General features: G+C 66.9%; 12 protein-coding genes. 8 read left to right on the plus strand and 4 right to left on the minus strand.

Annotated elements, in window-relative coordinates; all coding sequences use genetic code 11:
- The first annotated feature begins 84 nt into the window (after window positions 1-84).
- Complete coding sequence (gene glmM, locus RHOSA_RS0107585) at window positions 85-1,470, plus strand: phosphoglucosamine mutase (RefSeq protein ID WP_027288197.1); 1,386 nt, start codon at window positions 85-87, stop codon at window positions 1,468-1,470.
- Window positions 1,471-1,499: 29 nt separating this feature from the next.
- Window positions 1,500-2,312: a bifunctional hydroxymethylpyrimidine kinase/phosphomethylpyrimidine kinase gene (thiD, locus tag RHOSA_RS0107590; protein WP_322786835.1), complete on the plus strand. Its 813-nt coding sequence runs from the start codon at window positions 1,500-1,502 to the stop codon at window positions 2,310-2,312.
- A gap of 281 nt (window positions 2,313-2,593) precedes the next feature.
- On the opposite strand, the gene RHOSA_RS0107600 is transcribed toward thiD, so the two are convergent.
- From RHOSA_RS0107600 to RHOSA_RS0107610, 3 genes are all read right to left on the minus strand, one after another.
- Window positions 2,594-2,860, minus strand: coding sequence for a DksA/TraR family C4-type zinc finger protein (locus RHOSA_RS0107600; RefSeq protein WP_027288199.1), 267 nt, complete (start codon window positions 2,858-2,860; stop codon window positions 2,594-2,596).
- A gap of 98 nt (window positions 2,861-2,958) precedes the next feature.
- Window positions 2,959-4,101: an ISAs1 family transposase gene (locus RHOSA_RS0107605; RefSeq protein WP_027288200.1), complete on the minus strand. Its 1,143-nt coding sequence runs from the start codon at window positions 4,099-4,101 to the stop codon at window positions 2,959-2,961.
- A 328-nt stretch (window positions 4,102-4,429) separates the two neighbouring features.
- Entirely contained in the window at window positions 4,430-5,887 is a 1,458-nt protein-coding gene (locus RHOSA_RS0107610) for an aminotransferase-like domain-containing protein (protein ID WP_037255884.1), read from the minus strand.
- Between the two features lie 132 nt (window positions 5,888-6,019).
- On the opposite strand from RHOSA_RS0107610, the gene RHOSA_RS0107615 reads away from it, so the two are divergent.
- The 5 genes from RHOSA_RS0107615 to RHOSA_RS21190 all read left to right on the plus strand — a co-directional run bounded on the left by RHOSA_RS0107615 (window position 6,020) and on the right by RHOSA_RS21190 (window position 8,808).
- Window positions 6,020-6,814 carry a PhzF family phenazine biosynthesis protein gene (locus tag RHOSA_RS0107615; protein ID WP_027288202.1) on the plus strand — a complete coding sequence of 265 codons (795 nt, stop codon included), beginning with the start codon at window positions 6,020-6,022 and terminating at the stop codon, window positions 6,812-6,814.
- Window positions 6,807-7,346, plus strand: coding sequence for a GNAT family N-acetyltransferase (locus RHOSA_RS21180; protein WP_081728563.1), 540 nt, complete (start codon window positions 6,807-6,809; stop codon window positions 7,344-7,346). Before RHOSA_RS0107615 ends, RHOSA_RS21180 begins: the two co-directional genes overlap by 8 nt.
- Before the next feature lie 132 nt (window positions 7,347-7,478).
- Window positions 7,479-7,712 (plus strand): DUF1127 domain-containing protein, encoded by a 234-nt coding sequence (locus tag RHOSA_RS0107625; protein WP_037255886.1) that lies wholly within the window; start codon window positions 7,479-7,481, stop codon window positions 7,710-7,712.
- Window positions 7,713-7,813: 101 nt separating this feature from the next.
- The gene (locus RHOSA_RS21185) at window positions 7,814-8,299 is read left to right on the plus strand and encodes a MaoC family dehydratase (protein ID WP_037257699.1); all 486 of its coding nucleotides are present in this window, start codon (window positions 7,814-7,816) and stop codon (window positions 8,297-8,299) included.
- 8 nt (window positions 8,300-8,307) lie between these two features.
- Window positions 8,308-8,808, plus strand: coding sequence for a GNAT family N-acetyltransferase (locus tag RHOSA_RS21190; protein WP_169816610.1), 501 nt, complete (start codon window positions 8,308-8,310; stop codon window positions 8,806-8,808).
- Window positions 8,809-8,829: 21 nt separating this feature from the next.
- On the opposite strand, the gene RHOSA_RS0107640 is transcribed toward RHOSA_RS21190, so the two are convergent.
- Window positions 8,830-10,611: an SLC13 family permease gene (locus tag RHOSA_RS0107640; RefSeq protein ID WP_027288204.1), complete on the minus strand. Its 1,782-nt coding sequence runs from the start codon at window positions 10,609-10,611 to the stop codon at window positions 8,830-8,832.
- A 601-nt stretch (window positions 10,612-11,212) separates the two neighbouring features.
- On the opposite strand from RHOSA_RS0107640, the gene RHOSA_RS0107645 reads away from it, so the two are divergent.
- On the plus strand, window positions 11,213-12,385 hold the full coding sequence (locus RHOSA_RS0107645; protein WP_027288205.1) for a phosphoserine transaminase: 1,173 nt from the start codon (window positions 11,213-11,215) through the stop codon (window positions 12,383-12,385).
- The last annotated feature ends 77 nt before the right edge of the window (window positions 12,386-12,462 follow it).

The following is a 12,462-nucleotide window of genomic DNA, read 5'->3' on the forward strand; positions in this document are numbered from 1 at the left end:
TAAGCCTGTCTTAATCTAAGACCGGAAGATACTGACGCGGTTCAAGCGCGGACGCGGGATCGCACCACGAGAAGAGGATACACCATGACCCGCGAGCTTTTCGGCACCGACGGTATCCGCGGCACCGCCAACTGCCATCCGGTCACGGCGGAAACCGCGATGGCCGTGGCGATGGCGGCCGGAGAGCAGTTTCGGCGCGGCGACCACCGGCATCTGGTGGTGATCGGCAAGGATACGCGGCTGTCCGGCTACCTGCTGGAGCCAGCGCTCACGGCCGGATTCGTCGCCGCGGGCATGGACGTGGTGCTGACCGGTCCGATCCCCACCCCGGCGGTGGGCATGCTGACGCACTCGCTACGAGCCGATCTGGGCGTGGTCATCTCGGCTTCCCACAATCCGTATGCGGATAACGGCATCAAGCTGTTCGGTCCGGATGGCTTCAAGCTGTCCGACGCGGTTGAGGCGGCGATCGAGCGGCGCGTGCAGCAGGGCATGCAGCACAGCCGGGCCGCACCGGATCAACTGGGCCGGGCCCGTCGCCTGGACGATGCCGACGGACGCTATATCGAGTTCGTCAAAAGCACCTTCCCGCGTCGACTGCGTCTGGATGGTCTGAAGATCGTGGTCGATTGCGCCCACGGCGCGGCCTACAAGGTGGCGCCCCGGGTGTTCTACGAGTTGGGCGCCGAAGTTGTGCCGATCGCCTGCGATCCGGACGGCTTCAACATCAACGACTGCTGCGGTGCGACCGCGCCGACGGCGATGCAGGAAGCTGTCGTCGCGCATGGCGCACACATCGGCTTGGCGCTGGACGGCGACGCGGACCGCTTGATCGTGGCCGACGAGAACGGTCGGCTGATCGACGGCGATCAGTTGATGGCGCTCGTGGTCGGGTTCATGCAGGACGAGGGCGCGCTGTCCGGCGGCGGTCTGGTCGCCACGGTGATGTCCAACCTGGGCCTGGAACGCCATCTGAAGGCGCGTGGATTGGAGCTGATCCGTACCCCGGTCGGCGACCGCTACGTGGTCGAACGGATGCGGCGCGACGGCTACAACGTCGGCGGCGAGCAGTCCGGTCATATCGTGCTGTCGGATTACACGACCACCGGCGACGGTCTGATTGCCGCCCTGCAGGTGCTGGCCGTGCTGGTCGAGACCCAGCAGGCGGCAAGCCGGGCGCTCAACGTCTTCCAGCCGGTACCGCAGAAGCTGACGAGCGTGCGTGTCGCCGATCGCACCGTGCTGGACGACGCGCGGGCGCAGGATGCGATCCAGGCGACCGAGCGCGCGCTGGCCGATCAGGGGCGCCTGGTGATCCGCGCGTCCGGCACCGAGCCCAAAATCCGCGTGATGGCGGAAGCTGACGATGCAGAGCTGGTCGACCGCCAGGTCGATGGTCTGGCGCGGCGGATCAAGGAAATCGCGGAAGACCGGGCGCACCAGAGCAAACGCTCCAGCGCCGCGGAATAGCGCGTGCAAATCAGCGCAAAGGGGATGTCATGCCAGAGCGGATGCAGGGGCGCGTACTGATCGTCGCCGGGTCGGATTCTGGCGGTGGTGCCGGAATCCAGGCGGACATCAAGACGGTGACCGCCCTGGGCGGTTACGCCATGACAGCCATTACGGCGCTGACCGCGCAGACGACCGAAGGTCTCTACGGGGTGGAGGGGGTCGACCCCGCATTCATTCAGCAGCAGATGCGCGTCACGCTGGATGACCTGGGCGCGGACTGCATCAAGACCGGCATGCTGCACAGCATCGAGGTGATCGAGGCGGTGGCCGAGGTGCTGGCCGAGGTGCCCGACATTCCGGTGGTGGTCGATCCCGTGATGGTCGCGCAGAGCGGGGCCAACCTGCTGGAGCCGGATGCCGTGCGTAGCCTGCTGCGCAGTCTGTTGCCGCACGCCACGCTGCTGACTCCGAACCTGCCGGAAGCCGAGCGGCTCACCGGCATGGAGGTCTCGGACATCGATGCGGCCCAGCACACTGCGCACGCGCTGCTGACGCTGGGCGTTCCGGCGGCTTTGGTGAAAGGCGGCCACCTGACCGGCGACGCGTTGATCGACCTGCTGGCGACCGAGGCGGAGCTGGAGCACTTTACCGATCCGCGCATCCCGACCGACCAGACCCACGGCACCGGCTGTACGCTCGCCAGTGCGGTCGCCACCGGCCTAGCGCAGGGGCACGACCTGCGTTCGGCCGTCGTCCGGGCGCGCGCCTATCTGCGCGGCGCACTCGCCCATGCCCCCGGGGTCGGCCGCGGCCAGGGCCCGGTCAATCACGCTTGGGCGATTCCCCGGTTCGACGGGTAAGAGGCGCCGCGCGGTCGGTGGAACCTACGTCACCTGGGATTCTGCCGGCGGGTGCCTTTAAGTGACGAGAAGGTGATGGGCAGCGTCGATATTCGTGACGGCCGAGCAAGCGACGCCGCTAGGATCGACAGGCTCTATCCGGATGCCTTCCCCGACGAAGAGTTACGCCCCGTGGTTCGAGCCCTGGAACGGGACACAGCTTGGCTTGGGCTGAAGAGTTGGGCGCGGTTACAGTGACGTCTCGGCGGGCTTGTCAGGCGTAGCGGTCACGGCATCCGGCGCTATTTGAGTTGGCTATCCTTACTTCCCCGACGATTGATTCCGCCGCCCGGCACCGAACGGCGGTCGATCGCCTCCTGACACGCCACACAGGTGGTCACGCCCGGCAGCGCCTCGCGCCGAACCGCGGGAATCTCCTCGTCACACTCGACGCAATAGAGTTCCCCGGGCCCGTCAGGCAACTGCGCCCGCGCGCTCGTCACCGCATCGGCGATGCTGTCGTCGATCTGATCCTGCACCGCCCCATCGCGGGTCCAGCCACCAGCCATACTCTTCGCCCGATCTTCGTTGCACTCTGTAATAAGTATGGAGCGATGCACGGCGTGTTCCAAGGGTGGGTGGGTGTTGCCACGGCAACGAGTCCGGGTTAACGGGCGGCAGAGGTGAGGATCTTCTGGAGGTAGTCGGTATTCCAGCCGGCGATTTTCCGGGCGGTTTTCAGGGAGTTTTTGTCTTTGCCGCGTCGCAGGATGTTGAAGGCGAAGCGCCTGACCAGCGCCATGTTCTTGGCGCCGTGCCCGCGGCGCAGGCGCGAGAGGTCCTCCTTGAAGGTCACGTCGAGCACCCAGTGCAGACTCTCGATCCCCCAGTGGCCGCGGATCGCCTGGGCGGCGCGCTCGGGGGTGAGTTTGGCAGAGGAGAGGTAGTACCGGATCTGCTCGCTGACGTGGCCGGCCTTCTCGCTGCGAGTGGTCGTCTGGATCAGGCAGGCCAGGCCGGGAAACCGCGGTTCGCCGGGATAGCGCCGGTTGCCGCCGAGCCACGCGATATCATGGCAGACCCGGTAGGTCCGGGTTTCCAGCCGGCCATGGTCCTTGTCGACGACCTCCAGACTGGGCAGCCCGGCGCTGGCGGGGTCGGTGAAGAAGAGGTCGGCCTCCGCGTGTAGGCTGGGCTGGTTGGCCTTGAGCGCGACGACGTAATCCGCTCCGGCCTCCTGGATCGCGGCGGCGACCGCGGGCGTGGCGCCGATCGCGTCCACAGTGACCAAAGCGCCGTTGACCGGCAGGCGCCCCAAAATGGCGCGGATCGCTGCGGTCTCGTTGGCTTTGTCCGGCACGGCTTCCTGCGCCAGGACGAGGCGCTCGTTGGACGCCCAGGCGGAGACCAGATGAAGCGCCGCCTGGGCGGCATTGGTATCGTGGCTGCGCCGCAACGTCTTGCCGTCGAGCGCGACGACCTCGGGGCCATCTGGCCGCAAGTCGGCCACCCAGGCCATGAACGCCGCCTCGAACAGCGCGGGATCGATCCGGTTCATCACAGTTCGCAGCCAGTCCTCCTTGGGCACGCCGAAGTAGAACTCTCCGTGTTGGCGCAGGAACGCCACGTGGCTGTCGCCCCAAGCCACGATCTCGTCGTAGTCATCGCATCCAGCGATGGTGGCGCTGGTCACCAGGAACAACAGCTCCGACAGCTGGAAGCGAACCCGCCACGGATCGCGGGGATCCTCGACCCGGCTGAAGTGCTGCAACAAGAGGCGCAGACTATCGCNGGGCGGCGCCTGATCCATCCGCAGGTCTCCTTTCGAACCGGGGAAACCTGTTTGAATCAAACCGCTCCGCGTCGGCACCAGCGAAATCCGTACCTCACCGCGTTAACCTGAGCAGGTTGCCGTGTGGGTGTTGCCGAGCGGAGGCTGGATGAGGGCGCTGAGGGTCAAAACGAAAATTGTCAGATCCAGAACAACTGCCGGAGCCCGATCCCCCCCTTTACGCGCGCACGGCACTTCTGAAGGCAGCTAACAGCGCTAAAAGGGCCTCCCGTGGCTTGCCATCCGTGAGGCGGTTCGGAAAACAACGATGCTGTCGCAGACGGGGCGCGTCGCGGGGATGTCGGCCTCATACCATCGGCATCGCCGCTTCCGGGCGGCGGGCCAGCAGGTCGGCGATGATGGTGAGGCCCTGTTCCAGCTGCGCGCGCTCGGGGACGGCGGACAGACACAGGCGCACCGCGCCCGGGTCGGTGCCGTCGGCGCGGAAGGCGGTACCGGAGGTTACTGCAACACCGTGGGCGCGGGCTTCCGCGGTGAAGCTGCTGGCACGCCAGCCTTCGGGCAGTTGCAGCCAGGCATGGAAGGAGGAGTCGGCGCCGGCCGGCTCCTGGAGCGGTAGCAGGCGGCGGGCGATGCGTTGGCGCGCCGCTGCTTCCTCCCGCTGGGCGCGCGCAGCGGCTTGTGCCTGGCCGCTGTCGATCAGCTTCATCGCGATTTCCAGCAGCAGGGCCGAAACCATCAGCGTATCCGCGGCGACCGCCTGTGCAATCCGGGGGACCAGGGACGCCGGTGCCTTGATGAAGCCGATGCGCAGGCTGGGGGCGACGCATTTCGACAGGCTGGTGACGTAGACCGCCCGCTCGGGATCGCGTGCGGCGAGCGGGGCAGGCGGGGTCTCCGCCAGGAAGCCGTAGATGTCGTCCTCCACCAGCATCAGGTTCTCCGCCCGGGCCGTCTCGATCAGGGCGTCGCGCCGGGCGTCCGGCATGGTGATGTTGGATGGGTTGTGCAGGGTCGGCACGAGGTAGGCCGTACGCGCGCCACTGCGTCGGGCGGCTTCGGCCAGGGCGTCCGGGCGCATGCCCTCGGCGTCGCTTGCCACCGTGATCAATCGGATGCCGTGCTGCCGGGCGATGTAATGGACGCCGGGCCAGGTCAGTTCTTCCACCAGCAATGCGTCGCCTGGCCGGTCGAGGGCATGCAGTACGGCCGTCAAGCCGCCCTGCGTGCCGTGCACGGGGACAATATCGTCCGCCTGCGCCGGCAGGCCGAACTGCGCGATCCAGCGCGCCCCGGCCGCCCGGTGCTCCGGCCTGCCGACCGATGGCTGGTAGCCGGCGAGGGCGGTCAGGCGGCCAATGTCGCCATCGAGCCCGGCGAGCCCGGGCTGCAGGGCGCCGGCAAGGAAGGTGCGGGCGGGGTAGTTGACGCTGAGGTCGATCGGTCCCTGGGGTTCGACGTTCTCCGCCCCACAGTCCTCGAGCGACAGCGCGCTGTGCGGATCGTTTCGTGGCGGGCTTCCCGGGCGCATCCAGTCGGCCGTTGTGGCCTTGTGCGGCCGGACGAAGGTGCCGCGTCCGACCGTTGCTTCGACCAGTCCGCGGCGCTCCGCCTCGGTATAGGCACGCGTGACCGTACCGACCGTGACCTCCAGCGCTTGGGCTAACGCGCGGTGGGTCGGCAGACGCGTCCCTTCGGGCAGGCGCCCGGCGTCGATATCCGCCGCCAGCGCATCTGCAATCGCGCGGTAGCGCGCGCCGCTACGGGCCGTGAGATCAGGGGTCCAGCTCAAATGTTCGGTCATATTGTACCCGTACAATAAAGGCGTTGACGGAATTGTATGGGTAGTAGTAGCAACAATCAAGTCGTGATCGATGCACGCTGCGGAAATGTATCGATACAATTATCGCAGCCGAGAGGGCTGCTGGAGGACCGCATGACCGTTCCGTTCTATCAGGTCGACGCCTTTGCGCCCGCCCGTTTCCAGGGCAATCCAGCGGCCGTGATGGTGCTGGAAACTTGGCTCGGCGACGCCCATCTGCAGGCGATCGCGGCGGAGAACAATCTCGCGGAAACGGCGTTCCTCGTGCCCTCGGAGGGCCACGCGGCGGACTATGAACTGCGTTGGTTCACGCCAACGGTGGAGGTCGACCTGTGCGGACACGCCACGCTGGCGAGCGGCTTTGTCGTCCTGACCCATCTGGTGAGCGGTCGCGACACCGTGACCTTCAGCTCGCGCAGCGGCCTGCTATCGGTTCGCCGGACCGGCGATCTGTACACGCTCGATTTTCCGGTCAATCCACCGGAGCCGGCCAACGAACACCGCGCAGCGATGGCGGTCGCGCTCGGGAGCCGGCCGGAAACAGTGTTACGCGCCGGTGGGTTCTGGCTCGCGGTGTTCGACCACGAAGCCGCGGTCGCCGGGCTCGTGCCGGACATGGCGGCGACGGCTGCGCTCGGCGGGGTGGGGGTGATCGCGAGCGCCCCTGGAGAGTACGTCGATATCGTCTCCCGTTTTTTCGCGCCGCAATCCGGGATCGACGAGGACCCAGTCACCGGGTCGGCGCATACCGTACTGACCCCTTATTGGGCCGAGCGGCTCGACAAGGGCAACCTGCAGGCCCGGCAAATCTCCGCGCGCGGCGGGACGTTGAGTTGTCGACGGAATGGCGATCGGGTCGCGATCGGCGGTCGTTGTGAACTGGTGATCGCGGGGCACTTCCATGTCTAGGCCCGTCGAAATCCGCCGGGCTGTACAAGCGCCCGAGTACGAGGCCGCCCGGCGTCTGCTGCGCGAGTACGAGGCCGAGATCGGGGCCGATCTGTGCTTCCAGCACTTCGCGGCAGAACTGGCCGAGTTGCCGACGCGCTATGCCGGGCCGGCGGCTGGCCTGTGGCTCGCCTGGGGCGGAGCGTTGCCGCTCGGGTGTATTGCGCTGAGCCCGGCAGGGCCGGAAGCGCCGCAAACCGGCGAGTTGAAGCGGCTATATGTGCGCCCGGAGGCGCAGGGCACAGGTCTGGGGCGCGCGCTCAGCGAGACCGCGATCACGGCGGCCCGCACCGCTGGCTACGCGGATTTGCGGCTGGAGACGCTGGACCGGCTGGTTGCGGCGCGGCGGCTGTACGAGGCGTTGGGGTTCGCCGAAGTTGCCGATTTTACCATGGATGGCCGAGCGCCGGGCACACGCTTTCTTGCCCGCCGGTTATCCGCGGCTGACCACTCGGCGCGGAGCCCGCATAGCGTGCGCGCACAATTCGGATAGCGCGCAGGCGGCGATCCGCGTCTGACTCGATGTGCCTTCGAGGCCCGACGTGCCTTCAAGAAGTGTAACCGCGACGGGCCTTCCGCGCCGATGACCCGGCGGGGCTGGCCTCAGAGCCGGAGGAGAGATCCGATGTCGCGCAAAGCGTTGACGTTCACCGTGACGATCCCAATGCCCGCGATCGGCGACTTGGTGCCACTGGTCCGTGCCTTGCCGACGCGCATTTGGCGGGCGTTGCTGGTCTATCAGGAGCGTGCGAGTTCGCGTGCCGCCCTGCGCACCATGGACGACCGGCTGCGCCGGGACATGGGCATCTGCTACGAGGATGCTTTGCGCGAGGCTTACAAGCCGTTCTGGCGGCCGTGACGCGGGCTCTGGCCGTCAGCACTCAGGCGCGCTAGTGAGGGAGTAGCCACGCACCCGCGTGGCTGCTCCCATTCCGTATGTCTGAACAGAGTTTCTTTGCCATGAGTATCGAGCAGCCGCTGTACTTCGAGGATTTCACGGTCGGCCGCCGTTTTACGACGCGCGGCGTCACCCTGACAGAGGCCGACATTATCGACTTCGCGTTCAAGTATGACCCGCAACCCTTCCACATCGACAAGGTCGCGGCCGAGCAGTCGCCTTACGGCGGTCTGATCGCCAGCGGTTTCCACACCCTTTCGGTCTGCTTCCGCATGGCGATCCAGGCAGAGGTGTTCACCGCCTGCTCGATGGGGTCGCCCGGCTTGGACGAATTGCGCTGGCTACAGCCCGTGCGTCCGGGCGACACGTTGTGCACCGAGTTCGAGGTCGTCCATGCCGAACCCAGCCAGTCCCGTTCGTCGCGCGGGCGTGTGCGGATCGCCTATACCATGAAGAACCAGCGCGGCGAGACGGTGATGACCGTGACCGCGAATCAGATCCTGCGGACGCGCAAGGGGGCGGAAAGCGCCCAAGGCAGTACGGCATGACAGCTCGTATGACGGCTCGACGGGCGCGTGCTGAAGATGCCGAGTGGATGGCCGTCAGCGACCGTGATCCGGATGTCGCGCCCTGGGTCAGTGGGGACGACGCCACTGGACACCGCACCCGGATTGCCAGCGACAAAAGCCTGATCCTGGTTCTCGAGGACGGGTCCACACCGGTCGGCTACGCGCTGATCACCGATCTCGACGATCCACATGACAACCGGCAAATCCAGCGGCTGGTCGTGGCCAAGCGCGGGCAGGGGTATGGACGGATGTTGCTGGATGCTGCCGTCGGAGCCTGTTTCGGGCCGCTGGGGGCGCATCGTTGCTGGCTCGATGCCTTGTCCGACAACGCCCGGGCGCTTGCGCTCTATCGCGCTTACGGCTTCATCGAGGAAGGCACGCGGCGCGAGGGCTACATCAAGGACGGCCGTTACCGCGACCTGGTCGTGCTGTCCCTCTTGCCCGCCGACTGTCCGGCGACGGCCTGGCGTACGCTTACGCTCGACTGAAGCGGTTGCGCGTCGACTGCGCTACAGCGGCCAGACCCAGAGGATCATCGGCACCGAGACGAGCAGGATGATCGCGTCCAGCGGCAGGCCCATCCGCCAGTAGTCGCCGAACTTGTAGCCGCCCGGGCCCATCACCAGCAGGTTCGACTGGTGGCCGATCGGGGTCAGGTAGGTTGACGACGCAGCGATCGCCACCCCCATCAGGAAGGGGTCCACGCTTGCCCCCAGGCCCTGAGCCACCGTCACGCCGATCGGGCCCATCAGGACGGCGGTGGCGGCATTGTTCATGATGTCGGACAGCAGCATCGTCGTGATCATCAGCAGCGCCAGGATGCTCCAGTCCGGGATCGTTCCCGCCATCGACAGGATCGGATCGGCGATCACACCCGTGCCGCCGGTCGTCTCCAGCGCCTGGCCGACCGGGAGCATCGCGCCCAGCAGTACGATGATCGGCCATTCGACCGCTTCGTAGATCTCGCGCACCGACAACTCGCCCAGTAGCACTTGCACCAGCACCGCCAGCACGAAGGCGATGTGTGCCGGCAGCACGCCGAAGGCCACCAGCCCGATCGCGCCGGCGAAAACGATCGGCGCGCCCGGGCTCGCCTGCCGGCGGCCCAGCGGCAGTTCGCGTTCGGCCAGCGGCAGACAACCGAGCGCCTGGAAGGCTTCCGGCATCGACTCGCGCTCGCCCTGGAGCAGCAGCACGTCGCCGGCGACCAACCGCACGCTGCCCAGACGCTCGGTGATCGGCTGGCCCTGGCGGGCGACGCCCAGCAGGTTCAGCCCGTAGCGTGTATGCAGGCGCAGCGAGCGCGCGGTTCGACCTTCCAGGCGTGAGCCCGGGGTAACCACCGCCTCGACCATGCCGACGCGTTCCGAGCGGAGGTTCTCCGCCGACAGCTCGGCCTCGCCGACCATCACCATGCCGGCCTGCTTGACCACGCGTTCCAGGGCGTTGGTGTCGCCCTCGACCAGAAGGATATCGCCGGACTGCAGGCGCAAGTAGCCGGACGGGGCGAGCATCCGATCCTTGCGCCGGATCAGCGCGACGATCGCGATGTCGCCTTGCGCGGCCGTTTCCAGATCGACCAGCCGCCGGCCGACGTAGGGCGAGTCCTCCGGCAGGCGAACCTCGGTGATGTAATCCTCGACCTGGAACAGCGACTTGGTGCCTTCCGTCTGGCCCTGCCGTTCGGTCGGCAGCAGGCGCCAGCCGACCAGGCTGACGAACAGAATGCCGGCGACCGCGACGCCCAACCCCACCGGCGTGAAGTCGAACATGCCGAACGCGGTGCCCAGTTCCTGGCTCCGGTAGCTGGCGATGATGATGTTCGGCGGCGTGCCGATCAGCGTCACCAGCCCGCCCAACAGCGAGGCGAAGGACAACGGCATCAGGATCTGGCTGGCCGCCCGGCCGGCGCGGTGCGCGGACTGCAGGGCGACCGGCAGCACCAGCGCCATGGCACCTACGTTGTTCATGAACGCCGAGCAGGTCGAGGTCAGGCTGGACAGCGCCATGATGTGCGTGGTCGGGCGCGCGGTCGCCGGCCGCAGCACACGCGTTACCCATTCGATCAAGCCGGAGTTGTGCAGCGAGCGCGACAGCACCAGGACCGCCGCCACCGTGATCACGGCTGGATGGCCAAAGCCGTCGAACGCTTTGCCTTCAGGGACGATGCCGAGCAGCACCGAGGCCATCAAGGCGCCGACGGCGATCACGTCGTAACGCCAGCGTCCCCAGGCGAACAGTACGAGCGCGCCCAGCAGGATGGCGAACAGCATAAGCTGTTGGCTGGTCATGAAGGCGTTCCAGATTTGCTGGGAAAGGATGACGAGCCGAACGAAAGGGCTTGCACGAGCGCCTGCGGAACCGAGGTGAGTCGACGGCGACCATGGCAGTGGCCACGGTGCGCGATGGTAGCGCCCCAAGCCCGTTGGCCCAAGGGGGCGTTCGCGCCGGGCTGGCCCGTCATCTGTTCCGCCATGCGGTCTGTCATGCGACGAATGGTTGATACCTTTTTCGGGGGAACGTCCCGAAAGGTGCCGCGTTCGCTTTGCCGAACCCTGCCTTCTAAGGGCCGTGGTTGCGTGTGTCCAGCACGCTGATCGGCCGTATCTATCGCGGAATCGGGCGGTTGTCCGAGTGCGGGGTGGCAACCTTGCGCTGCAGCATAGAAGGGGGCTGCGTTGACGCGGTGCAGCGTGCGCCGTAGGTTCGGCGCTGTCTCGCGCCCGGCTCGAAAACCCGATGCGGCATTACCGTGACTCGAAATATCGCGGGCGTGCAAGCGCATGCGCCCCGGATTTGGCCCAACTATGCCGAGCCCGCTGACCGCTGCGCAGCGCGCCGGGTTGAACCGATACAGAGCCTGGCTATCGCAACAGACGAAGGAGGTCAGACATGACCGGTCCCACGCCGCCGCAGACCCGTCCGGCCGATCCCCGGTTTTCTTCCGGACCGTGCGCCAAGCGGCCTGGCTGGTCCCTGTCGGCGCTGGAGGACGCGGCCGTCGGGCGGTCGCACCGTGCCAAGGGTCCGAAGGGGAAGATCAACGAGGTGATCGAGCGCTCGCGCAAGCTGCTCGGTATCCCGGACGATTACCGCATCGCGGTGGTGCCGGCGTCCGACACCGGCGCTTACGAGATGGCGATGTGGTCGCTGCTTGGCCAGCGCGGGGTCGACGTGCTGGCGTGGGAGAGCTTCGGAAGCGGCTGGGTGACCGATGTCGTCAAACAGCTGAAGCTGGAAGATCGCCGCGTTTTCGAGGCGGATTATGGACACCTACCGGACCTGAACGCGGTCGATTGCGACCGGGATGTCCTGTTCACCTGGAACGGCACGACCTCCGGTGTATGTCTGCCGGACGGTGACTGGATCGATGCCAAGCGCGACGGTTTGACGCTGTGCGACGCCACCAGCGCGGTCTTCGCCATGGACCTGCCGTGGGACAAGCTGGATGTCACCACCTGGTCCTGGCAGAAGGTGCTGGGCGGCGAGGCCCAGCACGGCATGCTGGTGCTCTCCCCACGCGCGGTCGAGCGGCTGGAGAGCTACACGCCGCCGTGGCCGCTGCCCAAGCTGTTCCGTATGACCAAGGGCGGCAAGCTGAACGAAGACCTGTTCAAGGGCTCGACGATCAACACGCCCTCGCTGCTGGCGGTCGAGGATCACCTTGATGCCTTGAAGTGGGCCGAGGAGATCGGCGGCTTGAAAGGGCTGAAGGAGCGTGCGCAGCAGAACCTCAAGGCGGTCGCCGATTGGGCCGCGAGCCGCGACTGGGTCGACTTCCTGGCGGAAGATCCGAAAACCCGATCCTGCACCTCGATCTGCCTGAAGATCGTTGACCCCTGGTTCACCAACCTGGACAGCGAGGCCCGCGCGACCGCTGCCAAGCGCGTCACCACGCTGGTCGAGGAGCAGGGGGCCGGCCTTGACCTTAGCTCCTACCGCGATGCGCCGGCGGGTATCCGCGTGTGGGGCGGCGCTACGGTGGAGCCGTCCGACATGGCCGCCGTGCTGCCGTGGCTCGACTGGGCGTTCGAGACGGTCAAGTCCGAGCGGATGGCCGCGTAAGCATCGCGCGCTAGAGCACACTAAGGGTCCTCTCTCTTCCCTTTGGAGGAGAGGGGGCCGGATGAACGCGTCTCTCT

This window comes from Rhodovibrio salinarum DSM 9154, assembly GCF_000515255.1.
GTDB lineage: Bacteria > Pseudomonadota > Alphaproteobacteria > Kiloniellales > Rhodovibrionaceae > Rhodovibrio > Rhodovibrio salinarum.

Coding starts and splice junctions, on each gene's coding strand:
- RHOSA_RS0107640 (WP_027288204.1), bottom strand. CDS start 10,611: ATGACCAGCCAACAGCTTATGCTGTTCGCCATCCTGCTGGGCGCGCTC.
- thiD (WP_322786835.1), top strand. CDS start 1,500: ATGCCAGAGCGGATGCAGGGGCGCGTACTGATCGTCGCCGGGTCGGAT.
- RHOSA_RS0107610 (WP_037255884.1), bottom strand. CDS start 5,887: ATGACCGAACATTTGAGCTGGACCCCTGATCTCACGGCCCGTAGCGGC.
- RHOSA_RS0107600 (WP_027288199.1), bottom strand. CDS start 2,860: ATGGCTGGTGGCTGGACCCGCGATGGGGCGGTGCAGGATCAGATCGAC.
- RHOSA_RS21190 (WP_169816610.1), top strand. CDS start 8,308: ATGACGGCTCGACGGGCGCGTGCTGAAGATGCCGAGTGGATGGCCGTC.
- glmM (WP_027288197.1), top strand. CDS start 85: ATGACCCGCGAGCTTTTCGGCACCGACGGTATCCGCGGCACCGCCAAC.
- RHOSA_RS21185 (WP_037257699.1), top strand. CDS start 7,814: ATGAGTATCGAGCAGCCGCTGTACTTCGAGGATTTCACGGTCGGCCGC.
- RHOSA_RS0107615 (WP_027288202.1), top strand. CDS start 6,020: ATGACCGTTCCGTTCTATCAGGTCGACGCCTTTGCGCCCGCCCGTTTC.
- RHOSA_RS0107625 (WP_037255886.1), top strand. CDS start 7,479: ATGTCGCGCAAAGCGTTGACGTTCACCGTGACGATCCCAATGCCCGCG.
- RHOSA_RS0107645 (WP_027288205.1), top strand. CDS start 11,213: ATGACCGGTCCCACGCCGCCGCAGACCCGTCCGGCCGATCCCCGGTTT.
- RHOSA_RS21180 (WP_081728563.1), top strand. CDS start 6,807: ATGTCTAGGCCCGTCGAAATCCGCCGGGCTGTACAAGCGCCCGAGTAC.